Raw genomic sequence first — 23,954 nt, forward strand, 5'->3', positions numbered from 1 at the left:
CGAATCGTGGCTGGAGTGCAGATGTTTGCTCTTTCGGTTTTACCTGGTGACCGGCCCGCCGTCGTAAGCGCTGCTTGGCTGCTAGCTGTGTTCGTTGACGTTCGGCTGCCAGGCGCCGGTTACCAGGTAGGTGACCTTCTGGGCCACGGAAACGCCGTGGTCGGCGAAGCGCTCGAAGTAGCGGCTGGCCAGGGCCACATCCACGGTGGTGGCAGGCGATTCGGCCCATTCGGGAGCGGCGATGGCCTTGAAGACGCTCAGGTGCAGATCGTTAATGTCGCTGTTCGCTTTCAGGATGTCCCTCGCCACCTCAAGGTCGCGGGTTTCCAGCAGGACGGTCAGCTTGTCAGCGATCATCTGGTCCAGCTCGGCCATCCGCTTGAACGTGCCGGTCATGGAGGCGGGAATGACCGTGGACGGGAACCGGAGGCGGGCCAGCTGCGCGATGTGCCGGGCGAGGTCGCCCATCCGCTCCAGCGACGCACTCATGCGCAGGGAGCCCACGATCATGCGCAGGTCGCTGGCAACGGGGCCCTGCAGCGCCAGGATGTCGATGGCCCGCTCGTCCAGGCTGTTCTGCAGGAAGTCGATCCGCGCGTCCGCGGCAATAACGTCCTGGGCGAGGTCCACGTCCGCCACTTCAAAGGAAGTGGTCGCTTTGTCCATCGCTTCGCTGACCAGGCGGGAGATCTCCACCAGCTGGTCACCCACCTGGGTGAGCTCTTCCTGAAAAACCTTACGCACGTAGGCGTCCTTTCCTTGGAACTCCGGCGGCCCGTGTCTGGGCAGCAGGAATCGTGTCGCCGTTCGGCACTCCAACCCGCTACTCTGCCACCGCCCGGTGAACGGTTAAGCCCTTGCAGGTGAACGTTAGTTGAACCGTCGCCGCAGGCGGTCCTGACGCGCCGGAAGGCCCTGTGTAAGAGCATAAGGTGGATCTGTGGATCCTATGCTCATCGGTCTGGTCGCAGGCCTCGTCGGCCTGGCGCTTGGCACGTTCGGCGTGCTCGCCTACCGGGTCAGCGAGAAGCAGCGCCGGCTGCTGGACGTGGACGCTGAGGAGCCGGCCCTGCCGGCCGGCGCCGCGGAGGTGCTCGCCGTCGTCGGGCGTGCCTTTGTTGTGGTGGACGCCGTGGACGGTGTGGTCCGCGCGAGTCCTGCCGCCTACGCGTACGGCCTGGTCCGCGGCCATACGGTGGTCCATAAGGAACTGCTGGATATGACGGCCGGGGTCCGCCGTGACGGCGTCATCCTTGAGAAGCAGCTTGAACTGCCGCGTGGTCCGCTGGGGCAGGGGACTATCATCGTGCAGGTGCGGGCAGCGATGCTCGGGGAGGAATACATCCTCCTGCTCGCGGACGACCGCACCGAGATCACGCGCACCGAGGAAATCCGCAACGACTTCGTCGCCAACGTTTCACACGAACTCAAGACCCCCGTGGGTGCCATCTCGCTGCTCGCCGAAGCCCTGGAGTCTTCGGCGGACGACGAACTGGCCGTCCGCCGCTTTGCCAAGCGCATGCACAAGGAATCCGGCCGCCTCGCCGCGCTGGTGCAGGACATCATCGAACTCTCCCGGCTGCAGGGCGCCAGCGTCACGCAGGAGGGCCGCCCGGTGGACATCAACGCCGTCATCGCCGAGGCCGTGGACCGGTCGCAGCTGCCCGCGGAAAGCAAGAACATCACCATCGTTGTGGGTGGCCGGACCGACGGCAAGGTCTTCGGAGACCAGGACCTGCTGGTGACAGCCCTGCGCAACCTGATCGACAACGCCATCCGGTATTCCCCGGCCAACACGCGGGTAGGCATCGGGGTCCGTGCCAAGGAGGGCCTGGTGTCGATTTCCGTGACCGACCAGGGCGAGGGCCTCAGCGCCGAGGACCAGGAACGCGTCTTCGAGCGCTTCTACCGGGTGGATTCCGCGCGTTCCCGCCACACCGGCGGCACGGGCCTGGGCCTGAGCATCGTCAAGCACGTTGCCTCGAACCACGGCGGCGAGGTGACCCTGTGGTCCCAGCCGGGCCAGGGATCCACTTTCACCCTCCGTCTTCCCGAGATGGAGGGGCACGACGGCGACGAGGAACTTCCGCCTGCTGCCGCCCCTGTGCGCGGGCCCTCAGGGCAGCACACCGACCAGCCGACTGTCACCCAAGTACCCCGCGCCGCAGGCGCAAAAGAACGAGGAGCTAGCGCTTGAGCAGGATTCTGATTGTCGAGGACGAGGAGTCGTTCAGCGATCCGTTGTCCTATTTGCTGGGCAAGGAGGGGTTCGAGGTGGAGGTCGTGGACAACGGCCTGGACGCCATCACCGAATTCGACCGGAACGGCGCGGACCTTGTGCTGCTGGACCTGCAGCTGCCCGGACTTTCCGGTACCGAGGTCTGCCGGCAGCTCCGCCAGCGTTCCAGCGTGCCGGTGATCATGCTGACGGCCAAAGACTCCGAAATCGACAAGGTGGTGGGCCTGGAGCTCGGGGCCGACGACTACGTCACGAAGCCTTATTCCTCCCGCGAACTGGTGGCCCGGGTGCGGGCGGTGCTGCGGCGCCAGGGTGAGCCGGAGGAACTGATTTCCTCCACGGTCCAGGCCGGGCCGGTCCGCATGGATATCGAACGGCATGTGGTGAGCGTGGACGGGGAGCAGGTGCTGCTTCCGCTCAAGGAATTCGAGCTCCTCGAAATGCTGCTGCGCAACTCGGGCCGGGTGCTGACCCGCGGCCAGCTCATCGACCGGGTCTGGGGCTCGGATTATGTGGGGGACACCAAGACGCTGGATGTCCACGTGAAGCGGCTCCGGGGCAAGATTGAACCCGATCCCTCGGCGCCGCGGTACCTGGTGACGGTGCGCGGGCTGGGGTACAAGTTCGAGCCGTAGGCGGAGCGGCCGCAACGGCATAACAAAAAGGGAGGGGCCGGCAGGCCCCTCCCTTTTGTCTGCGGCTTGCTGTGCCGGCCTAGTGGCCGGTGCCGCCGCCAAGTTCGGAAGCCGTCGGCGAGGGGGTCGGCGACGGGGACTGCGTGCTGCCGGCCGGCAGGTACTCCTTGTACTCCGGAAGCGTGGCATCCAGGACGGGAACCTTGACGGTGTTGCTGACGTTGGTGCCGTCCTCGGTGATCTTCACGTCCACGAGGGAGCCCGGGATGCCGCCGGTGGTGCTCAGGATGGCTTCGTCCGAGCTCTCGTTGAGCAGGGTGTAGTCGTTGGCCTTGACCGGAACCTCGGTCTGCGAGCCTTCAGCGCCGTTGACCGTCAGCTTCACGTCCTGGGAGGAGGAGTTGTAGACGGCGCCGATCACACGTCCCGGCTGGTCCTCGCCCGCCGAGACGATGAGCATGTTGCGCAGCTCAAGCGGGCCGAGGTCTGCGTTGATGCCATCGGACTGCTGGTACTCCGCAGTTGTCTGCTGGGAATTCGATGCAGAACAACCTGACGCCAGCAGCCCGACGCCGAGAGCGCCTGCCGTCAGTGCCAGTTTGGCGCGCTGGGCCCGGGTCATCGCAGTGAAACGCACGTCACGTACTCCTCGAGAGTCTTGAAACATTATTCAGCCCATAGCCTATCCGCAAAGCCGCTTAAACGAGGATTCGGCGCCGTCATATCACCCTTGGCAGCGCACCGGCGATGCACTATTATCCGCATCCGTCAAGGGGTCCAAGGGGGTTGATTTGCCCCATTTTCCGCGTATTTCCGCGGTTCCGAGCCCTTTCCGCGGCCGGTCATATGCCTGAATCGTGATAAACTGGTCTGCGGGAAAGGGGAAATGTCCACATGGTATTTGAGGTCGGCGAGACAGTAGTTTACCCTCACCACGGTGCTGCGAAGATTGAAGAAATCAAGATGCGCACCATCAAGGGCGAAGAGAAAATGTATCTCAAGCTCAAGGTGGCTCAGGGTGATCTGACCATTGAAGTTCCAGCAGAAAACGTTGACCTTGTTGGGGTCCGGGACGTAGTGGGCAAGGAAGGCCTGGAGCACGTGTTTGATGTGCTCCGTGCCGAGTTCACCGAAGAGCCCACCAACTGGTCACGCAGGTACAAGGCAAATCTGGAGAAGCTTGCTTCCGGTGACGTCATCAAGGTGGCTGAGGTCGTTCGCGACCTGTGGCGCCGGGATCACGACCGGGGCCTTTCCGCAGGCGAGAAGCGAATGCTGGCCAAAGCCCGGCAGATTCTGATTTCAGAATTGGCGCTGGCTGAAAAGACCGACGAAGAGAAGGCAGCAAGCGTTCTCGACGAGGTCCTGGCTTCCTAAGAATTGAACCCCGGCGGCACGCAAGTGCGGCCGGGGCTTCTTTTTGCCCTGAAACAGCCGTCCTGAAAATGGCTCAGGGCCTGAGCGCCAGTCCTCCCGGTTTCCGGCCTGGTTTGGTTCGGCACGGCAGCCCACCGGGACGTTAGGCTGGTCCGCATGAGCGAAACAGCTAAGCGCCTGGTCACCGCGGTGATCCTGGTGGCCGCAGGTTCGGGGCAAAGGCTGGGTTACGGCATGCCCAAAGCTGCAGTGCCGCTGGGTGGCGAACCCATCCTGATGCATGCCCTGCGCGGCATCGTTGCGGCCGGAATCAGCAGCCAGGTCTGCATTGCCCTGCCTGCAGGCGATGATGGCCTGCGCCGGCTGTGCGAAGACTTCCGGGAAGAACTCGCCGACGGCGGTCCGCTGCTGACCATCGTCGACGGCGGTGCCACCCGGGCGGACTCCGTCCGGGCGGGCCTGGAGGCCCTGATGGAAGGCACCGAAGCGGTCATGGTGCATGACGCCGCCCGCGCCCTGACGCCGGAGTCGGTGTTCCACCGCGTGGTGGACGCACTCGCTGCGGGTGCTGAAGCCGTCATTCCCGCCATCCCTGTGGTGGACACGGTCAAGACCGTCGCAGCCACCACGGGTGAGGGCAGCGTGCTGGCACCCGAAGTCGTCACCGGGACCGCACCCCGCGAGGACCTGCGCGCGGTGCAGACGCCGCAGGGCTTCCGCTTCCGCACGCTGCAGCGGGCCCACCAACAAGCCCAGACCCTGGAACCCCGGCAGGCGGCCGCCGTCACCGATGACGCCATGCTGGTTGAAATGACCGGCACGGCCGTCCACGTAGTGCGCGGCTCCACCCAGTCCCTCAAAATCACCACTCCCCTCGACCTGATCCTGGCGGAGGGGCTGCTCGAAGGCCCGCTTGGCGCCCGGTGGGTGGAGGGATAGGCATGCAAAACAACACGATGATCATTCCCCGTACCGGAATCGGCGTGGACGTCCACGCCTATGCCCCGGAGGATGCCCCGCGCCCCCTCTGGCTGGGCGGACTCCTCTGGCCGGGCGAGCGGGGCCTCGCCGGGCACTCGGACGGGGACCCCGTGGCCCACGCCGCCGCCGATGCCCTGTTCTCGGCCGCCGGAATCGGCGACCTGGGCACCCACTTCGGTACCGACAGGGCCGAGTTCGCCGGCGCCTCGGGGGTGGCACTGTTGACCGAAGCTGCACGGATCGTCCGCGCCGCCGGCTTTGAAATCGGCAACGTGGCCGTCCAGTTCGTGGGCAACCGGCCAAAGTTCGGTCCCCGCCGCGAGGAATCGTCGCAGGTGCTCAGCGACGCCGCAGACGCACCCGTCAGCGTCACGGCCACCACCAGCGACCGGCTGGGATTCACGGGCCGCGGCGAGGGAATCTCCGCCGTGGCCACCGCCCTGGTGTATCCGCGGCCGTCCGGCGCCATCGGCTAATCTGGAGCGGTGACCCTGCGCTTCTATGACACTGCCTCCGCCGAAGTTCGCGACTTCGTCCCCCTCGTCGCCGGAAGGGCCAGCCTCTACTACTGCGGGGCAACGGTGCAGGGCATGCCCCACGTGGGCCACATCCGCTCCGCCATCGCCTTCGACCAGCTGACCCGCTGGCTGGAATACCGCGGCCACCGGGTCACGGTGGTCCGCAACGTCACCGACATCGACGACAAGATCCTGGCGAAGTCGGCCGAGTCCTTCAGCCCGGATTTCAGCGGCGGCCCCGGCGACGTGGCAGCCGAGGAATGGTGGGCGCTGGCGTACCGCTTTGAGCAGGAGTTCCTCAAGGCCTACGACACCCTGGGCGTCTCCCGCCCCACGTACGAACCGCGCGCCACCGGGCACATCCCGGAAATGCACACCCTGATCCAGCAGCTGATCGACCGGGGCCATGCCTACCCCGCCCTCGACGACTCAGGCGACGTCTACTTCGACGTGCGCTCCTGGAGCAAGTACGGAGCCCTGACCCGGCAGAACATCGACGACATGCAGGCAGCCCCCGACGCCGATCCCCGCGGGAAGAAGGACCCCCGCGACTTCGCCCTGTGGAAGGGTTCCAAGGAGGGCGAGCCGGCTACCGCCAGCTGGGCTTCCCCGTGGGGTGCCGGGCGTCCGGGGTGGCACCTTGAGTGCTCGGCCATGGTCACCAAATACCTCGGCACGGAGTTCGATATCCACGGCGGCGGGCTGGACCTGCGGTTCCCGCACCACGAAAACGAAATGGCGCAGTCCCAGGCGGCAGGCCACCCATTCGCCAACTTCTGGATGCACAACGGCATGGTGACCTACGAGGGCGAGAAGATGTCCAAGTCCATCGGCAACACCATCAGCCCTGCCGAGATGCTCGAAGTGGCCTCCCCGCGGGTGGTCCGCTACTACCTCGGCCAGGCACACTACCGCTCAGTGCTGGACTACCGGCCAACGTCGCTGCAGGAGGCCGCCGCCGCCGTCGAACGCATTGAAGGTTTTATCAACCGCGCCGCCCGTGCCCTGGCCGCCGGAGAAGCCTACGGCCTTGTCACCGACGGGAAAGTGCCCAGCCCGTTCGAGCGCGCGATGGACGATGACCTGAACGTGCCGCAGGCCCTGGCCGTGCTCCACGAAACAGTCCGGTCCGGCAATACAGCGCTGACCGAGGGCCGGCTGGAGGACGCCCGGGAGGCCCTGCACCAGGTGTACGACATGCTCACGGTGCTCGGCCTGAATGACGTGGCATCCGGTCCGGCGGGCGACGCCCGCGAGGCAGCCGCCCTTGAAGTCCTGGTCCAGGCGCAACTGGCGGCCCGGGCCGAAGCACGGGCCAACAAGGACTGGGCGGCGTCGGACGCCATCCGGGACACTCTGAAGGAGGCCGGCGTCGTGGTCGAGGACGGTCCGGACGGCGCCACCTGGAGCCTGAAGCGCGACTGAGCCCTGGTGACTGACTGCCCACCGTTGACCTGACTGCCGGCTGCCATCGCGGGTGCTTTGCCACCTGGGGACGTCGATTTTTCTTCGGTCAGTAGACTGGTAAGCAGACTCAGTCAACACAATTAAGGGTGGAACAACATGGCCAACAATGGTCGCCGATCGGTTAAAGCGAAGAAGGGCCCAACCATCGGAACCGGTGGCCATGGCCGCAAGGCCCTCGAAGGCAAGGGCCCGACGCCCAAGGCTGAGGACCGCCCCTACCACAAGGCACACAAAGCCAAGCAGCTGTCCGAGCGGTCCGCCGCCAAGCGCGGCACGGGCGCCCGTAGCGCCGGCGCAGCAAAGTCCGGGCCCAAGGGACGCGCCACAGAGGAAGTCGTCACCGGCCGTAACTCCGTGGTGGAGGCGCTCCGCGCCGGCATCCCCGCCAAGGCACTGCACATCGCCATCCGGATCGAGATGGACGACCGTGTCAAGGAATCCCTGAAGCTCGCGGCTGAGCGCGGCATCCCACTGCTGGAAACCGGCAAGCCCGAGCTTGACCGCATGACCGATGACGCCGTGCACCAGGGCCTGGTCCTGCAGATCCCGCCGTACGACTACGCCGACGCCTATGACCTGGCCGAAGAGACCGTGGACAAGTGGAAGAAGGGGCACATCGGCAACGCGCCGCTCTTCGTCGCCCTGGACGGCATCACCGATCCCCGAAACCTCGGCGCCATCATCCGCTCAGTGTCCGCCTTCAGTGGCCACGGCGTCATCGTCCCCGAGCGCCGCTCCGTGGGCGTCACCGCGTCGGCCTGGAAGACCAGTGCCGGCGCAGCTGTCCGCGTCCCCGTGGCACGTGCCTCCAACCTCAACAGCGCCCTCAAGCAGTTCAAGAACATGGGCATCTTCGTCCTGGGCCTGGACGGCGACGGCGACGTCTCGCTGCCGGACCTCACGCTCGCCACGGAACCTGTGTGCATCGTGGTGGGTTCCGAAGGGAAGGGCCTGAGCCGCCTGGTCCGTGAAAACTGCGACCAGATCGTCTCCATTCCCATCGACTCCGCCATGGAATCCCTTAATGCCTCCATGGCCGTTGGCATCTCGCTCTACGAGGTCTCCCGCCAGCGCGCCACCAAGTAGTTCCCACCACCGCCACCCGCGGGCCTGCCCCGGCGCCATCGTGACGCCGGGGCTGCCCACGTGCTGCTGGCGGCTACTATTTAGGTGATGGTCATGCCGCTTTTCGACACCGCTTCCACCATGGACGCCTCAACGGCCGTTCCCCTCGGTGTCAGCGTTCCGCGCGCGGATTCCGGCGGGACCCGCCACCGGGCAGGGGGACGCGCCAACGTTGCCTGCTATGCGCCCGGTGTTCCCAGCCTGGAAATCGTCTACATCGCCCCCGGCGGGGACTGGCGCGTCCAGGCGCTGCCGAACGTGACCCATGGCGTCCACCACGGCATCGTCGAGGACCTGCCGTACGGCTCGCGGTACGGGTTCCGCGCCGCGGCCCCTGAGCAGTCGCAGTCCCTGCCCCTTGCGGTGCCCACCAAGGATGTTGACGAGGACGACGCCGGCCAGCCGCTCCTGCTTGACCCATACGGGCGCGCCGTGGACCAGCGGGACGGCTTCCTCACCAGCGTCCGGATGGCCAGCGACTTTGACTGGGGCACTGACGAGCGCCTGCGGCTGCAGTGGCGCAACACCATCATCTACGAGGCCCATGTGCGCGGGCAGACCATGCTCCACCCGGACGTGCCCGAGGAGCTCCGCGGCACCTACGCCGGCATGGCCCATCCCGCCATCATCGAACACCTCAAGGGCCTGGGCGTCACGTCCATACAGCTGCTGCCGGTGCACTTCCACCTTGATGAGCCGCACCTGCAGGACCTGGGGCTGACCAACTACTGGGGGTACAACACCGCCGCCTTCTTCTCGCCCCACCCGGCCTACGCCACCCGTGCCTCGCAGCATGCGGGTCCGCAGGCCGTACAGGACGAGTTCAAAAGCATGGTCAAGACGCTCCACGCAGCCGGGCTGGAAGTCATCCTCGACGTCGTCTACAACCACACCGCCGAGGGCGGGCCCGACGGCAAGACCGTCAGCTTCCGCGGGCTGGGCGAGGACACCTACTACCGGACCGACGGCCACGGCAAGTACGTGGACACCACAGGCTGCGGAAACAGCCTCAACTTCGGCGAACCCCGGGTGGTCCAGATGGTCCTGGACTCCCTGCGGTACTGGGTGGACGAATTCCATATCGACGGCTTCCGCTTCGACCTGGCCGTAACACTGTGCCGGAACGGGGCCAACGAGTTCGACCCCCGGCACCCGTTCCTGGTGGCCATCGCTGCGGATCCGGTCCTGTCGGACGTAAAACTCATTGCCGAGCCGTGGGACGTGGGCTACGGCGGCTGGCAGACCGGACGCTTCCCGACCGGCTGGGTGGACTGGAATGACCACTTCCGCGACACGGTCCGCTCATTCTGGCTGGCGGACCGAGCGGCCCTCGAAGCCGGTGGCCACGGCGGGTCGGTGGCAAAACTGGCCGACGCGCTGTCCGGCTCCGCCGCACTTTTCCAGCCCTCCGGCCGCTCGCGCCTGGCTTCGGTCAACTACATCACGTCCCATGACGGTTTCACCCTGAACGACCTCGTCTCCTTTGACCGGAAACACAACGAGGACAACGGCGAGCAAAACCGGGACGGCCACGGCGACAACCGCAGCTACAACCACGGCGTGGAGGGCCCCACCGAAGACGGCGACATCCTGGCCAAGCGCGCCCAGTCGCGCCGCAACATGATGGCGTCGCTGCTGATTTCCCTTGGCGTCCCCATGATCACGGCCGGCGACGAACTGGCCCGGACCCAGCAGGGTAACAACAACGCCTACTGCCAGGACAACGCCACCACCTGGGTGGACTGGACCCGGACGCCGGAATCCCACGAGATGCTGCGCAGCACCAAGCGGTACATCCGGCTGCGCAAGGAGTTCCTGGCTGCCCAGCCCCACGACTTCCCGGTGCGCGACGAACAGTCCTACCTGTACTGGTACGACCAGCACGGCCGGCCCATGTCCATGGAGCGCTGGAATGACCCGCGGCACCGCGTGATGCAGCTCCTGCTCGGCACCGACGACGGCTCCCTGGCCGGCCTGGTGGTGGTGAACGGAAGCACCTCCGACGTCCAGATCACCCTGCCCCGCGTCACTGCCGAAGGCACCGCCCCGCGCATGTTCGAACTGCGGCTGACCACCTCGCCGCTGCACGAGCTGCGGCAGGGCGGCATAGTGGCGTCGGGGGAGAAGGACCTCGTCGAGGCCAACTCCATCAGCATCTACCGCACCTAGGCAGGAACAACAGAATGCGCAACCGCTCCCTCCTGCCCCTGCTGCTGGCTGCCCTCGTGGTGCTGGCGTTGGTGGCTTTCGGCGGCTCCGGCGTGCTGGGCCAGCTGACGGAAAGTACGACGCCGGACGCCACGTCCAGCGCGACGGCAGCACCGGGAGCCGCATCGCCGTCCGGGCCGGGCGTGCCGGCCCCGGCACCCGCGGCCAACAACCCGTCCGGTCTGCCCGCAATCCCGGAATCGGAACTTCCGGACGAAGCGCGCAGGATCCTTGACCATATCCGCGCCGGCGGCCCATACCAGTACAGCCAGGACGACCAGGTCTTCGGCAACTTCGAGCGTATCCTGCCGCGGCGCGACCGGGGGTACTACCGGGAGTACACCGTGCCCACGCCCGGAGAATCCGACCGCGGCGCCCGACGGATCGTCGCCGGCGATAACGGCGAAAAATACTACACCGATGACCATTACGAGTCGTTCACGTTCATAGCGGAAGGCAGCTAAGCACAACCATGAAGATCTACTCCGGTGATACCTGGACCCTGGAAGAACTTCAGGAGCAGGTGGCCGATGCCGGACGGCGAAGCCTGGTTGTCCCCCCGGCCGACAGCAAGAGGGCAGTCCTGGAAACCTTTGGCGAGGTCCTCAGCTTTCCCGAACATTACGGCGTGAACCTCGATGCCCTGAACGACTCACTCCACGACTTCGCGGACGCGATTACTGACAACGGCAACGCTCCGGTCACCCTCCTGTGGCAGGTTGCCGCTCCGTTCCGGGGCGACCGGACGTTCGGCGTCATCTGCGAAATCCTCCAGGACGCCGAGCAGTATGCCGGCAAGGACCTTGCTGTCACTGCCGTGCTGCTGTAAGTCTCAGGCGTCCGGACGCTCCTCGTGCGAAACGTACGTGTCGAGCAACTCCGCGGCCCTGCCGCCGTCGTCCTCTGCCGCCAGGCCCTTGCGCATGCTCTCCGCCTTCTCCTTGCCGGCCGGGAACGGCGGCAGGAGCGGAACCTCGGGATCGGTCAGCACCTCGATCACTACAGGCCGGTCCGCGACGAACGCCTGCTCCCAGGCATCGCCGAGCTGGTCCGGGTCCTCCACGCGGATACCTTGCAGGCCCAGCAGTTCGGCGTAGCCGGCGAACGGGAAATCAGGCAGTTCCTGGCTGTCCGCGAACCGCGGCTCGCCCTCGGACTCGCGCTGCTCCCAGGTGACCTCCGTCAGCTCGCGGTTATTGAAGACGCACACCACGAACCGGGGGTCCTGCCACTGCCGCCAGCGGTGGGCCACCGTCACCAGTTCGGCAATACCCGCCATCTGCATGGCGCCGTCCCCGGCCAGTGCCACGAGCGGCCGGTCCGGATGCGCGAGCTTCGCCGCGATCCCGTAGGGGATGGAACACCCCATGCTGGCGAGGGTCCCGGAAAGGTGCGCAGGTACGCCGCGGGGCAGCACCAGCTGCCGGGCGTACCAGTAGACACAGCTTCCGACGTCGATGCTCAGCTGGGCGTCCGCCGGGAGCCTGCCGTTGAGCTCCCGGACCACGCGTTCCGGGTTGACGGGAGTGGCGGGCACCGCGGCGCGGTCCGCGGCGAGGATGCGCCAGCGGCTGACTTCCTGCTCCACGTCTGAGCGCCACTGGCTCCGCGGGCGGTGCTCGAGCTTCCGGTCCAACGCAGCAAGGGCGGAGGCTGCATCGCCGGCCAGGCCAACCTCCACCGGGTAGCGGTTGCCGATCTTCGTCTCATCAATGTCGATCTGGACGGCGCGGGCAGCCCCGGGCGGCGGGTAGAACTCGGTCCAGGGGTCGTTCGAGCCCACAATCAGCAGGGCATCGCAGTTGCCCAGGAGGTGCGCGCTGGCGGTGGTACCCAGATGCCCCATGGTTCCCACGGCGAAGGGCAGGGTTTCGTCCACGTACGGTTTGCCCAGCAGGCTGGTGGCGATTCCGGCGCCAAGCTTTTCCGCCACGGCCACCACCTCGGCGGCGGCATGGCGGGCGCCCTGGCCAACCAGCAGCGCCACCTTCTGGGCGGAATTGAGGAGCGCAGCCGCAGCATCCAGATCCTCCTCGCGGGGAGTCCTGGCCGCCGAACTCCACGAGGGGGCGGTGACCACGATGCCGTGTTTCTGCTCAAGCTCCGGGGCCGGCGCCGACTGGATGTCATGCGGGACGATGACCACGCACGGCGATGACGTCGCCTTCGCGGTGCGGAAGGCCCGGTCCAGGACCATGGGCACCTGCTCCGGCGTGCTGACCAGCTGCACGAACTGTGAAGCGACGTCCTTGAACAGGGCGCTGAGGTCGATCTCCTGCATGTAGGCCGAGCCCAGCACGGTCCGGCTTTGCTGCCCCACGATGGCCACCACCGGGACGCCGTCCAGCTTGGCATCGTAGAGCCCGTTAAGGAGGTGGACCGCTCCCGGCCCCTGGGTGGAGGTCACCACCCCCACCCCGCCCGTGTACTTCGCGTGGCCCACGGCCATGAACGCCGCAGTCTCCTCGTGCCGGGCCTGCACGAACTCAATGCGTTCCCTGGCCCGGCGGAGCGCCCCCATGAAGCCGTTGATGCCGTCGCCGCTGTAGCCGAAAACCCGGTCGACACCCCAGCTCCCAAGCCGCTCCACAATGACATCGGCCACTGTACGTTCGGTCATACGTCCTCCCGTGTCCGTTCAGGGGAGCGGGCCGAGGCCCGCCGCGCTACGCGTTGACGATCAGCCCCAGCTCTGCCTTGGAAGCCAGCGCCGCATGCCGGGGCAGGACCCGGACGGTATAGCCGAACGTGCCCGAGCGGTCGATGACCAGTGAGCCGCTGAACAAGTGGCGTCCGCTGCCCAGGTCCTCCTTCACCTGCAGTTCCATCAGGGTAATGTCCGCAAGGGTGTCGCTTTCCTCCGCCCGGCCATAGGCCACCTCCACGCAGACGTCCTCCGGCGAGAGGCTGTTCAGGGCTATGTAGGCGTTGACCTGGAGGATGTCACCGATCTGCGGGTCCTCCGAGACGCCCACCGAGTCCACGTGCTCCACGTGGACCTGCGGCCAGGCGGCGCGCACCTTGGCAGTCCAGGACGCCAGCGAGCGGGCCTGCGAAAAGGCGTTGGCGCTGGCGCTACGGCCCGCTTCGGCCGCGGGGCGGTACAGGATGTTCACGTAGTCCCGGAGCATGCGCTCGGCCGAAACGGCCGGTCCGAGGTGGGACAGGGTGTGCTTGATCATGGACACCCAGTGCGTGGGCACCTTCTCGGCCTCCGACGTCGACGGCCCGGCCGCCCCGGCAGCCTCCGAGACCGTGCTGCCGTAGAACCGCGGCGCAACCTGGGTTTCGAGCAGCTCGTACAGGGCAGCCGCCTCGATGTCGTCGCGTTCCTCCGGGGAGGCATCGTTGTTGGCGGTGGGAATCGCCCAGCCGTTCTCGCCGTCGTACATCTCATCCCACCAGCCGTCCAGGACGGACAGGTTCAGCGAGCCGTTCAGCGCCGCCTTCATGCCGGACGTGCCGCACGCCTCCAAAGGACGCAGCGGGTTGTTCAGCCAGACGTCGCAACCGGGGAACAGCGTCCTGGCCATCGCGATGTCGTAGTTGGGCAGGAACGCGATCCGGTGCCGCACCTCGGGGTCGTCGGTGAAACGGACCAGGTCCTGGATCATCTTCTTGCCCGCGTCATCGGCAGGGTGGGACTTGCCGGCGATGACCAGCTGGATGGGGTGCTCCTTGTGCAGGAGCAGTGCCTTGAGCCGCTCCGGCTCGCGCAGCATCAGGGTCAGGCGCTTGTAGGTGGGAACGCGGCGGGCGAACCCGATGGTCAGGACGTCCGGGTCAAGGACGGTGTCCGTCCAGCGCAGCTCGGCATCTGCGGCGCCGCGTTTCTTCCACGCCGCGCGCAGCCGCCTGCGGACATCCTCCACCAGTGCAGACCGCATCTCGCGGCGCAGCGCCCAGACGTCGGCGTCGCTGACGTTGTACGCCAGGTCCCAGCGGCCGTTCGCCTCCGCCTCGCTGCCGAACTGGTCGCGTGCCAGCTTGGAGATGCGGCTGTCCACCCAGGTGGGGACGTGAACGCCGTTGGTCACGGACGTGATGGGCACCTCGGAGTGGTCGAAGCCCGGCCACAGGGCGGAGAACATGCCCCGGGACACTTCGCCGTGCAGCTTGGCCACGCCGTTGGCGCGCTGCGCCAGGCGCAGGCCCATCACTGCCATGTTGAACACGGCAGGATTCCCGTCGGCGTAGTTCTCGCGGCCCAGTTCCAGGATCCGGTCCACCGGCACGTCCGGTGCCAGCCCGGCCTGGAAGAAGTGGCTGATCTGGGAAATCTCAAACCGGTCGATGCCGGCCGGCACCGGGGTGTGCGTGGTGAAGACGGTGGAAGCGCGGCCGGCAGCCAGGGCTTCGTCGAAGGTGAGGGCCTGGTCCCCGGACATGAGTTCCTGGATGCGCTCGATGCCAAGGAAGCCGGCGTGGCCCTCGTTGGTGTGGAACACTTCGGGTGCCGGCGAGCCGGTGAGCTGCTGGTAGGCGCGCAGGGCCTTGACCCCGCCCATGCCGAGCAGCAGTTCCTGCTGGAGGCGGTGGTCCCCGCCGCCGCCGTACAGCCGGTCGGTGACGCTGCGGGCGGCGTCGTCGTTGCCCGGAACGTTGGAGTCAAGGAGCAGCAGGGGAACGCGTCCGACGTCGGCACGCCAGATGTGTGCCAGCAGCCGGCGGCCGTTGGGCAGCGGGAGGGTGATCTGCAGGGGCCGGCCGTTGCCGTCGGGGGAGGGCTCGCGGAGCAGGGTCAGCGGCAGGCCGTCCGGGTCCAGGACGGGGTAGGTCTCCTGCTGCCAGGCGTCCCGGGACAGCGACTGCTTGAAATAGCCGGCCTGGTACAGCAGGCCGACGCCGATCAGCGGCACTCCGAGGTCCGAGGCCGCTTTCAGGTGGTCACCGGCCAGGATGCCCAGGCCGCCCGAGTACTGCGGGAGCACCTCGGTGATGCCGAACTCGGGGGAGAAGTAGGCGATGGCGGCCGGCGCGTCCGGGCCCAGGCTTTGGTACCAACGCGGTTCCTCCAGGTACCGGTCAAGGTCATCCTCGGCAGCCCGTACCCGCTCCACCACGGACTGGTTTGCGGCGAGCCGCTGGAGTTCCTCCCGGCTGACCATGCCCAGGAAACCGACCGGGTCCTGGCCGCTTTCTTCCCACAGCCGGGGATTCAGCCCGGCGAAGAGTTCGCGCGTGGGCCGGTGCCAGGACCAGCGCAAGTTGCTCGCCAGCCGTGCCAGGGGCCGGATGGGTTCGGGGAGGACTGTACGGACCGTAAACCTGCGGATTGCCTTCACCTGCGTCACACTAACCGACAACATGGGCAGCCGGAACCAGCTTTGGGTTTCTTTTGGGTAAATGACAGGGGCATGAAGGAAATGAGGCGCGGCACAACGAATTTAGTGAGCAGGCTTAGCAATCTTCGTCATTTCTCGCTAACGTCGAGCCTGTGACGACTAACTCAGTAACCAGTGCCGCATCAACGAAAATGCCAACGGGACGCATCACCGACGGACTGCGGTTCGGACGTTTTCCGATCACTGCCGTGCAGCCCGTCGTCGAGGGTGGAAAGTTCCCCGCAAAGGCCCTGCCGGGCGAAGGAATCGTGGTGGGTGCCACCGCATTCCGGGAGGGGCACGACCAGCTGGGCGTCAGCGCCGTGCTCCTGGACCCGTCCGGCGCGGAGCGCCAGCGCGTGCGCCTCGCACCGCCCCGCGGGGAACGCGGCATGGGGACGGACCGCTGGGAAGGCATCCTCACGCCGTCGGAAACGGGCAACTGGTCCTTCGTCATCGAGGCCTGGCATGACCGCTACGGCACGTGGCACCACAATGCCGAGGTGAAGGTCGCCGCCGGCATCGACGTCGAGCTGATGCTCGCCGAAGGTGCGGCGCTGCTGTCCGAAGCGGCCGACGACGACTCCCGCAGCGAGGCGGACAGGGCAACGCTGCGCTGGGTGGCCGACAGGCTGGCGGACCGGGCGCTCAGCCCGGAGGAGCGCCTCGCCGCCGGGTTCAGCAACGGGGTGACGGACATCGTGGCCCGCCAGCCCATCCGCGAACTGGTGACTGTTTCCGAAAAGTACCCCCTCCTCGTGGAGCGTGACCGCGCCGGGCGCGGCGCCTGGTACGAGTTCTTCCCCCGTTCCGAAGGCGCCGTCAAGGACCACTCCACCGGTGCCTGGACGTCCGGAAACTTCCGCACCGCCGCCCGGCGGCTGGACGCCGTGGCCGCCATGGGATTCGACGTGATCTACATGCCGCCCATCCATCCCATCGGCGTGCAGCACCGCAAGGGACCGAACAACACCCTGGTCGCCGGTCCCAACGATCCCGGTTCGCCCTGGGCCATCGGTGCCGCAGAGGGCGGCCACGACGCCATCCATCCGGACCTCGGTAGCTTCGAGGACTTCGATGCGTTCGTGGCCCGGGCCAACGAACTGGGCCTGGAAGTGGCACTGGACCTCGCGCTGCAGGCCGCCCCGGACCATCCGTGGGTGACGTCGCATCCGGAATGGTTCACAACCCGGGTGGACGGCAGTATTGCCTACGCCGAAAATCCCCCGAAGAAGTACCAGGACATTTATCCGCTCAATTTCGATAATGACCCCGAAGGGCTTTCCAACGAAATCCTGCGGATTGTCCTGCTGTGGGTGAGCCATGGCGTAAAGATTTTCCGCGTGGATAATCCGCATACCAAACCGGTGTGGTTCTGGGAATGGCTGATTGCCGAAGTGAATAAAACGGAGCCAGGCGTGGTGTTCCTCGCTGAGGCGTTCACGCGCCCGGCCATGATGCACGCCCTGGGCCGTGCGGGCTTCCAGCAGTCCTACACATACTTCACGTGGCGCAACACGAAGAAGGAGATCGAGGCCTACTTCCACGAGGTCAGCCACGAATCCCCGGCGTTCTTCCGGCCGAACTTCTTCGTCAACACCCCGGACATCCTCACCGAGTACCTCCAGTACGGCGGGCCCGCAGCCTTCAGGATCAGGGCAGTCCTGGCGTCCACCGCCAGCCCGCTGTGGGGCGTGTACGCCGGCTACGAACTCTATGAGCACGTGGCCCGGCCGGGCGCCGAGGAGTACATCGACAACGAAAAGTTTGAGTACAAGGCACGGGACTGGGACGCCGCGGCAGCATCCGGGCGCACCCTCGCACCGTTTATCACCCGGCTGAACCACCTTCGCCGCGACCACCCGGCCCTGCAGGACCTGCAGAACCTGACGGTCCACCAGAGCACGGACGACTCCACGGTGGCGTACTCCAAGCACAAGACTCTTCCTGACGGCTCCAAGGACACGCTCATCGTGGTGGTGAACGTGGATCCCCATGTCACCAAGGAATGCAGTGTTTCGCTCGACCTGGCGGCTCTTGAGCTCGACCCGCAGGACCTGACGGCCAACGGGACCTTCTACGTGGACGACCTGATTTCCGGCGAAAGTTGGGAATGGGGTGAATTCAACTACGTCCGCCTCGATCCGCATGTAGAGCCTGCACATATCCTGAGCGTGAGGAGAATGCATCAGTGAGTTTTAATCCGCAAAGTTCCGGCCAGCACTTCACTCCCAAGAGCACGTTCGAGCTCAATGCGCCAGGTCTCCAGCACGATCCGCTGTGGTACCGGAAGGCTGTGTTCTACGAGGTACTCGTACGGGCTTTCGCGGATGCCAACGGCGATGGGTCCGGGGATTTCTCCGGACTCATCGACCGGCTGGACTACCTGCAGTGGCTGGGGGTGGACTGCCTCTGGCTGCCCCCGTTCTTCCAGTCGCCGCTGCGTGACGGCGGCTACGACATCTCGGACTACAACTCGGTTCTGGATGAGTTCGGCACCATCAGCGACTTCAAGCGGCTGGTCGCGGAGGCGCACGCGCGGGGTGTGCGCGTGATCATCGACCTGCCGCTGAACCACACCTCGGACCAGCACCCATGGTTCCAGGAGTCCCGCAAGGACCCCGACGGCCCGTTCGGCGACTTCTATGTGTGGAGCGATACGGACGAAAAGTACCAGGACGCCCGCATCATCTTCGTGGATACCGAGGAATCGAACTGGACCTTCGATCCCATCCGCCGGCAGTTCTTCTGGCACCGGTTCTTCAGCCACCAGCCGGACCTGAACTTCGAAAACCCCAAGGTGATCGAGGCGCTTTTCGACGTGGTGCGGTTCTGGCTGGACCAGGGCATCGACGGTTTCCGCGCGGACGCCATCCCCTACCTCTTCGAGGAGGAGGGGACCAACTGCGAGAACCTGCCCGCCACCCACGAGTTTCTCCGGAAGCTCCGCACCATGGTGGACGAAAACTACCCCGGCCGGGTCATCATCGCCGAGGCGAACCAGCCACCGAACGAAGTGGTGGAGTATTTCGGAACCGAGGCGGAACCGGAGTGCCACATGGCGTTCCACTTCCCGATCATGCCGCGGCTGTACTACGCGCTCCGGGACCAGAAGGCCGCCCCCATCATCGAAACCATGCAGGATACCCCGGACATTCCGGAGGGCGCACAGTGGGGCACCTTCCTGCGCAACCACGACGAACTGACCCTGGAAATGGTCACGGCCGATGAGCGCGCGGCCATGCTGGGCTGGTACGCGCCCGATCCCCGAATGCGGGCCAACATCGGGATCCGCCGCCGGCTGGCGCCGCTGCTGGACAACTCGCGGGCGGAAATCGAGCTGATCAACGCGCTGCTCCTGTCCCTGCCCGGCAGCCCGTTCCTGTACTACGGGGACGAGATCGGCATGGGGGACAACATCTGGCTTGAGGACCGCGACGCCGTCCGCACCCCCATGCAGTGGAACCCCGACCGGAACGCGGGCTTTTCCCATGCCGATCCGGGCAAGCTCTACCTGCCCCCGATCCAGTCGCTGGTGTACAACTACAGCATGGCGAACGTGGAGGCCGAGGCCGCCCATTCCGGTTCCCTGTTGAGGTGGACCCGGCAGATCCTTAGCGTCCGCAAAAACCACCCGGCATTCGGGCTGGGCGGGTTCAAGCATGTGGAAGCCGACCACGACGCCGTCCTTGCCTACCTTCGCGAACTGCCGGAGGGCAATGCCGCCGGTGCAGACGCCGAGACCATCCTGTGTGCCTTCAACCTCTCGCAGCACCCGGTGGCTGCCAGGCTACGGGTTCCGGAGTATGCCGGCCGCGGACTGCGCGACGTCTTTGGCGGCCAGACGTTCCCCGGAATCAACGACGACGGCACGCTGACGCTGACCCTGGGCAGCCACGATTTCTTCTGGTTGCGCCTCCGGTCTGCGGCTTCCAACCCGTCGTCGCCCTATACCCAGGCCATGCCCATCCTGTCGATAGAGAACTGAGATGAACCAGCCCATCCTCACCCCCGCCCTGACCGCGCTCCTCAAGGAATGGCTTCCGAGGCAACGCTGGTTCCCCGTCAAAACACCGGATTTCGACATGTCCCAGGCAGGCAGCCTGGGACTGGACGATCCCTCCCGGCACGCCGCCCTGGCCGTCTTCCTGCTCAATGTCACCACCCGTGGTGCCGACGGCGGCCGGCGCACCGCCGTAGTCCAGGTCCCGCTGAGCTTCCGCCCGGCGCCCGCGGCCGGGATGGAGCGGGCCCTTGTCGGCCAGGCCGCAGGGACGGACCCGTCCCGGCCCTGGGTCTATGATGCGGTCCACGATCCCGACTTTGTCGGCGGCTGGCTGGAACTGATCCGGCAGGAGTCCAAGGCTCCCAGCGGCACGGCGATGGGCTACAAGGTGCCCGGAAGCTACCGGCTGCCCACCGCACGCGGCGTGGTGAAGGTCCTGTCCGGTGAGCAGTCCAACAGTTCCGTCATCGTGGACGACGGCGAGTCGGCCGCCATCGTGAAGTTCTTCCGGGTCCTGTCCGAGGGGACAAACCCGGAAGTCGAAGTGGGTGCCGCGCTGACGTCCGCCGGGACCTCCGAAGTGCCGGCCACCCTTGGGTGGGTCCGCGGGGAATGGATGGCGCAGGGCAGGACGGCCTCCGGCGATACGGGCACCCGCCACGTCCAGGGCGAACTCGCGGTGGCCCATGAGTTCCTGGCCGGTGGCCGGGATGCCTGGCGCCTTGCCGTGGATGCCGCCCGGTCAGGGACGGACTTCACCGCCGAGGCCCGCGCCCTGGGTGCGGCCACCGCCACCGTCCACCGGCGCCTGGCTGAAGCACTCGGGCAGTCAGCCGAAAGCGAAGCCGGGAAGGTGATCGGGCCCGGAGTAGCCCAGCGCGTCCGCCAGGCATGGACGGAAGCCGGTCCCGCCGTCGGGCCCTACGACGAACCATTGAATGCACTGCTGGACGGCCTCGACGGCGTACCCGCCGGCCCGCTGCAGCGCATCCATGGCGACCTGCACCTCGGCCAGATCCTTCAGGTGCCGCAGGCCGCCGGCACGGCTGGCGGTGGCGCCCGGTGGGCCATCCTCGACTTCGAGGGCGAGCCCATGCGGCCCATCGCCGAACGGAACGTCCCCGATGTTCCCCTGCGCGACGTCGTCGGCATGCTCAGGTCCTTTGACTACGCAGCAGGGGCGGCCCAGCGCGAGCAGGAAGGCGCCCACGTGCCTGCGTCCTGGGTTGACGACTGCGCCGACGCGTTCCTCGAAGGGTACGCAGGCGTCACGCCCGGCACCGTGGACAGGAACTCGCCGCTCTTTGTGGCATTGTGGCTGGACAAGGCGCTCTACGAAGTAGTTTATGAAATGCGTAACAGGCCCGACTGGCTGGCAATACCAGTGAATGCCTCCAGGCGGCTCCTTAGCGGTAACAGCTCCGGCCACCAGGCCGGGGCAGCATCGGAAGGTAACGAAATGACAGGCTCAGCACGAACTGACCGGCCGGGAGTGCCGCTGCACGTAGATGACGGCATCCTGGGCAGGATCGCGAACGGTGAACACCACGCCCCCCACTCCGTCCTTGGTGCACACCTGGACGACTACGGCCACGTCACCATCCGCACCGTAAAGCACCTCGCGGAAGCAGTCACCGTCATCACCGCGGCCGGCGAGGTTCCCATGGAGCATGAGGCGCACGGGGTGTGGGCGGCCGTCCTGGAACCGCTCCAGCAAGGCCACGTCCCGGACTACCGCTTGTCCGTCACCTATCCCGGCGCTGAACCCGTAACGGTTGATGAACCCTACCGGTACCTGCCCACCGTGGGTGAAGTGGACCTGCACCTGATTGGCGAGGGCCGGCACGAGAAGCTGTGGGAGGTCCTGGGCGCGCACGTCCAGCACTACAAATCGTCGCTGGGTGATGTGGACGGTGTTTCGTTCGCCGTGTGGGCCCCCAACGCGCAGGCCGTCCGGCTCAAGGGTGACTTCAACGGCTGGGACGGACGCGAGCACTCGCTCCGCTCACTGGGTTCCTCGGGCGTCTGGGAAATCTTCGTTCCCGGCGTTTTGGCAGGGGCGTGCTACAAATTCGAAATCAGGACCAGGTCCGGTTACTGGGTGGAGAAAGCCGATCCCCTTGCCTTCGGCACCGAGGTTCCCCCGCTGACCGCATCCAAGGTGGTGGAACCCTCCTACGCCTTCAAGGACGACGAATGGATGGAGGCCCGCGCCCAGCGGGATCCGCACAACTCGGCCATGAGCGTGTACGAAGTGCACCTCGGATCATGGCGCCTGGGACTGGGTTACCGCGAACTGGCCAAGGAACTGGTGGACTACGTCAAGTGGCTGGGGTTCACGCACGTGGAGTTCATGCCGGTCGCCGAGCACCCGTTCGGCGGGTCCTGGGGCTACCAGGTCACGTCCTACTTCGCGCCGACCTCCCGGTTCGGGCACCCGGACGAATTCCGCTACCTTGTGGACACCCTGCACCAGGCGGGCATCGGCGTGCTCCTGGACTGGGTCCCCGCGCACTTCCCCAAGGACTCCTGGGCTCTTGCGCAGTTCGACGGCGAAGCCCTGTACGAGCACGCGGACCCCAACCTCGGCGAGCACCCCGACTGGGGCACGCTGATCTTCGACTTCGGCCGCACCGAAGTGCGCAACTTCCTGGTGGCCAACGCGCTGTACTGGCTGGATGAGTTCCACATCGACGGACTGCGCGTGGATGCCGTCGCCTCCATGCTGTACCTCGACTACTCCCGCCAGGACGGGCAGTGGCAACCCAACCGGTTCGGCGGCCGGGAGAACCTGGAAGCCATCTCCTTCCTGCAGGAAGTCAACGCCACGGTGTACAAGACACACCCCGGCGCGGTCATGATCGCCGAGGAATCCACGGCGTTCCCCGGCGTGACGGCACCCACCAGCCACGGCGGGCTGGGCTTCGGCCTCAAGTGGAACATGGGCTGGATGCACGACTCCCTCAAGTACGCTTCCGAGGATCCTGTAAACCGCAAGTGGCACCACGGCACCGTGACGTTCTCCATGGTCTACGCGTTCACCGAAAACTTCCTGCTGCCCATCAGCCACGATGAGGTTGTGCACGGCAAGGGCTCGATGCTCCGCAAGATGCCGGGTGACCGCTGGCAGCAGCTCGCCAACCTGCGGGCCTTCCTCGCGTACCAGTGGGCGCACCCGGGCAAGCAGCTCATCTTCATGGGCACCGAATTTGGCCAGGAAGCCGAATGGTCCGAGCAGCACGGCCTGGACTGGTGGCTTGCGGACATTCCGGCGCACAAGGGCCTGCAGCTCCTGACCAAGGACCTCAATGAGCTGTACAAGTCCACCCCGGCCCTCTACACCCGGGACAACGAGCCCGGTGGTTTCCAGTGGATCAACGGGGGAGATGCGGACCGCAACGTCCTGTCCTTCATCCGCTGGGACACCGACGGCAACCCGCTCGTGTGCGCCATCAACTTCTCGGGAGCGCCGCACGTGGGCTACACCCTGGGAGTCCCGACGGCTGGCGCCTGGACCGAAGTGCTGAATACCGACCACACCACCTACGGCGGATCCGGCGTCCTCAATGACGGTGAGCTCAAGGCCTCGGGTGAGGGCCAGGACGGGCAGCCGGCCACGTTGACCGTCACATTGCCGCCGCTGGGTGCTTCCTACTTCAAGCCGGGGGCAGCCAAGCCGTCGGCAGCCAAGCCAGGAGCAGCCGGAACGGCCTAGTTTGTTTGGACCCTTTGAAGGAGCCCGGGATCCGCGTGATTCCGGGCTTTTTCATGCCCAGCCGCTGGCGGCGGGGAAGGGCCTGCCGGGTGGAGTTGGCCTTCCCGGGCAAGTGGTGGTAGAGTTTATTTCCGCGCTGCTCCACGGAGTCAGGCGGAAAAACCGACCACAACGCCTCAGGGTGAAGATGGTTGCGGGACGCCGGTTTGACAAGTTGGAAGCCAGCCGGTAAGTTTGGAAAGTTGCTCCGGAGCGAGCCGCGGCCTTGAAAGTGGTTGTGGTGGTGCCGGGTGTGTCTGTTGTTTGAGAACTCAATAGTGTGCCAAGTTTGTTGATACCGATTTGTTTTTATGGATTGG

At 66.2% G+C, this 23,954-nt stretch carries 17 protein-coding genes; 13 read left to right on the top strand and 4 right to left on the bottom strand.

Annotated features, from left to right (window positions below; genetic code table 11):
• Positions 1–81: 81 nt before the first annotated feature.
• Positions 82–744 (bottom strand): phosphate signaling complex protein PhoU, encoded by a 663-nt coding sequence (gene phoU / locus AC5RWA_RS21120; protein WP_494058939.1) that lies wholly within the window; start codon positions 742–744, stop codon positions 82–84.
• Positions 745–949: 205 nt separating this feature from the next.
• On the opposite strand from phoU, the gene AC5RWA_RS21125 reads away from it, so the two are divergent.
• Complete coding sequence (locus AC5RWA_RS21125; RefSeq protein WP_079598281.1) at positions 950–2,197, top strand: sensor histidine kinase; 1,248 nt, start codon at positions 950–952, stop codon at positions 2,195–2,197.
• Complete coding sequence (locus AC5RWA_RS21130; protein ID WP_079598280.1) at positions 2,194–2,874, top strand: response regulator; 681 nt, start codon at positions 2,194–2,196, stop codon at positions 2,872–2,874. Before AC5RWA_RS21125 ends, AC5RWA_RS21130 begins: the two co-directional genes overlap by 4 nt.
• Positions 2,875–2,953: 79 nt before the next feature.
• Here AC5RWA_RS21130 and AC5RWA_RS21135 read toward each other — a convergent pair whose 3' ends face one another.
• Positions 2,954–3,511 (bottom strand): hypothetical protein, encoded by a 558-nt coding sequence (locus AC5RWA_RS21135; RefSeq protein ID WP_494058940.1) that lies wholly within the window; start codon positions 3,509–3,511, stop codon positions 2,954–2,956.
• A 257-nt stretch (positions 3,512–3,768) separates the two neighbouring features.
• Between AC5RWA_RS21135 and AC5RWA_RS21140 the strand changes: the two genes are divergently transcribed.
• The 8 genes from AC5RWA_RS21140 (at position 3,769) to AC5RWA_RS21175 (ending at position 11,379) form a co-directional block, all read left to right on the top strand.
• Positions 3,769–4,251 carry a CarD family transcriptional regulator gene (locus tag AC5RWA_RS21140; protein WP_011690592.1) on the top strand — a complete coding sequence of 161 codons (483 nt, stop codon included), beginning with the start codon at positions 3,769–3,771 and terminating at the stop codon, positions 4,249–4,251.
• Positions 4,252–4,407: 156 nt separating this feature from the next.
• On the top strand, positions 4,408–5,190 hold the full coding sequence (ispD, locus tag AC5RWA_RS21145) for a 2-C-methyl-D-erythritol 4-phosphate cytidylyltransferase (RefSeq protein ID WP_275724665.1): 783 nt from the start codon (positions 4,408–4,410) through the stop codon (positions 5,188–5,190).
• 17 nt (positions 5,191–5,207) lie between these two features.
• Entirely contained in the window at positions 5,208–5,708 is a 501-nt protein-coding gene (gene ispF / locus AC5RWA_RS21150) for a 2-C-methyl-D-erythritol 2,4-cyclodiphosphate synthase (protein WP_494058946.1), read from the top strand.
• A 9-nt stretch (positions 5,709–5,717) separates the two neighbouring features.
• Positions 5,718–7,175 (top strand): cysteine--tRNA ligase, encoded by a 1,458-nt coding sequence (gene cysS / locus AC5RWA_RS21155; protein WP_494058941.1) that lies wholly within the window; start codon positions 5,718–5,720, stop codon positions 7,173–7,175.
• Positions 7,176–7,313: 138 nt separating this feature from the next.
• The gene (gene rlmB, locus AC5RWA_RS21160) at positions 7,314–8,303 is read left to right on the top strand and encodes a 23S rRNA (guanosine(2251)-2'-O)-methyltransferase RlmB (protein ID WP_079598276.1); all 990 of its coding nucleotides are present in this window, start codon (positions 7,314–7,316) and stop codon (positions 8,301–8,303) included.
• Positions 8,304–8,390: 87 nt separating this feature from the next.
• A complete protein-coding gene (glgX, locus tag AC5RWA_RS21165) occupies positions 8,391–10,511 on the top strand; it encodes a glycogen debranching protein GlgX (protein WP_494058942.1) in 2,121 nt (706 codons plus the stop codon).
• A gap of 14 nt (positions 10,512–10,525) precedes the next feature.
• Complete coding sequence (locus AC5RWA_RS21170; protein WP_494058943.1) at positions 10,526–11,014, top strand: guanyl-specific ribonuclease; 489 nt, start codon at positions 10,526–10,528, stop codon at positions 11,012–11,014.
• 8 nt (positions 11,015–11,022) lie between these two features.
• On the top strand, positions 11,023–11,379 hold the full coding sequence (locus AC5RWA_RS21175; protein ID WP_079598273.1) for a barstar family protein: 357 nt from the start codon (positions 11,023–11,025) through the stop codon (positions 11,377–11,379).
• 3 nt (positions 11,380–11,382) lie between these two features.
• Here the strand turns inward: AC5RWA_RS21175 and AC5RWA_RS21180 are convergent, their stop codons facing one another.
• Both AC5RWA_RS21180 and glgP read right to left on the bottom strand, forming a co-directional pair.
• The gene (locus AC5RWA_RS21180; protein WP_494058944.1) at positions 11,383–13,170 is read right to left on the bottom strand and encodes a thiamine pyrophosphate-requiring protein; all 1,788 of its coding nucleotides are present in this window, start codon (positions 13,168–13,170) and stop codon (positions 11,383–11,385) included.
• Between the two features lie 46 nt (positions 13,171–13,216).
• On the bottom strand, positions 13,217–15,835 hold the full coding sequence (glgP, locus tag AC5RWA_RS21185) for an alpha-glucan family phosphorylase (protein WP_181884871.1): 2,619 nt from the start codon (positions 15,833–15,835) through the stop codon (positions 13,217–13,219).
• A gap of 191 nt (positions 15,836–16,026) precedes the next feature.
• Here glgP and AC5RWA_RS21190 point away from each other — a divergent pair, with 191 nt between their 5' ends.
• The 3 genes from AC5RWA_RS21190 to AC5RWA_RS21200 are packed head-to-tail and all read left to right on the top strand — an operon-like array spanning position 16,027 to position 23,595.
• Complete coding sequence (locus tag AC5RWA_RS21190; RefSeq protein ID WP_494058947.1) at positions 16,027–18,069, top strand: alpha-1,4-glucan--maltose-1-phosphate maltosyltransferase; 2,043 nt, start codon at positions 16,027–16,029, stop codon at positions 18,067–18,069.
• The gene (treS, locus tag AC5RWA_RS21195; protein WP_079598270.1) at positions 18,066–19,862 is read left to right on the top strand and encodes a maltose alpha-D-glucosyltransferase; all 1,797 of its coding nucleotides are present in this window, start codon (positions 18,066–18,068) and stop codon (positions 19,860–19,862) included. The genes AC5RWA_RS21190 and treS overlap by 4 nt, the downstream gene beginning before the upstream one ends.
• 1 nt (position 19,863) lies before the next feature.
• The gene (locus tag AC5RWA_RS21200; protein WP_494058945.1) at positions 19,864–23,595 is read left to right on the top strand and encodes a 1,4-alpha-glucan branching enzyme; all 3,732 of its coding nucleotides are present in this window, start codon (positions 19,864–19,866) and stop codon (positions 23,593–23,595) included.
• Positions 23,596–23,954 lie beyond the last annotated feature (359 nt).

This window comes from Arthrobacter sp. 210 2 (genome assembly GCF_059093025.1).

Bases quoted from the DNA above. Each gene is read 5' to 3' on its own strand.
- AC5RWA_RS21180 (WP_494058944.1), bottom strand. From the start codon at position 13,170: ATGACCGAACGTACAGTGGCCGATGTCATTGTGGAGCGGCTTGGGAGC.
- AC5RWA_RS21140 (WP_011690592.1), top strand. From the start codon at position 3,769: ATGGTATTTGAGGTCGGCGAGACAGTAGTTTACCCTCACCACGGTGCT.
- AC5RWA_RS21200 (WP_494058945.1), top strand. From the start codon at position 19,864: ATGAACCAGCCCATCCTCACCCCCGCCCTGACCGCGCTCCTCAAGGAA.
- glgX (WP_494058942.1), top strand. From the start codon at position 8,391: ATGGTCATGCCGCTTTTCGACACCGCTTCCACCATGGACGCCTCAACG.
- AC5RWA_RS21190 (WP_494058947.1), top strand. From the start codon at position 16,027: ATGCCAACGGGACGCATCACCGACGGACTGCGGTTCGGACGTTTTCCG.
- rlmB (WP_079598276.1), top strand. From the start codon at position 7,314: ATGGCCAACAATGGTCGCCGATCGGTTAAAGCGAAGAAGGGCCCAACC.
- ispF (WP_494058946.1), top strand. From the start codon at position 5,208: ATGATCATTCCCCGTACCGGAATCGGCGTGGACGTCCACGCCTATGCC.
- ispD (WP_275724665.1), top strand. From the start codon at position 4,408: ATGAGCGAAACAGCTAAGCGCCTGGTCACCGCGGTGATCCTGGTGGCC.
- AC5RWA_RS21170 (WP_494058943.1), top strand. From the start codon at position 10,526: ATGCGCAACCGCTCCCTCCTGCCCCTGCTGCTGGCTGCCCTCGTGGTG.
- AC5RWA_RS21175 (WP_079598273.1), top strand. From the start codon at position 11,023: ATGAAGATCTACTCCGGTGATACCTGGACCCTGGAAGAACTTCAGGAG.
- AC5RWA_RS21125 (WP_079598281.1), top strand. From the start codon at position 950: ATGCTCATCGGTCTGGTCGCAGGCCTCGTCGGCCTGGCGCTTGGCACG.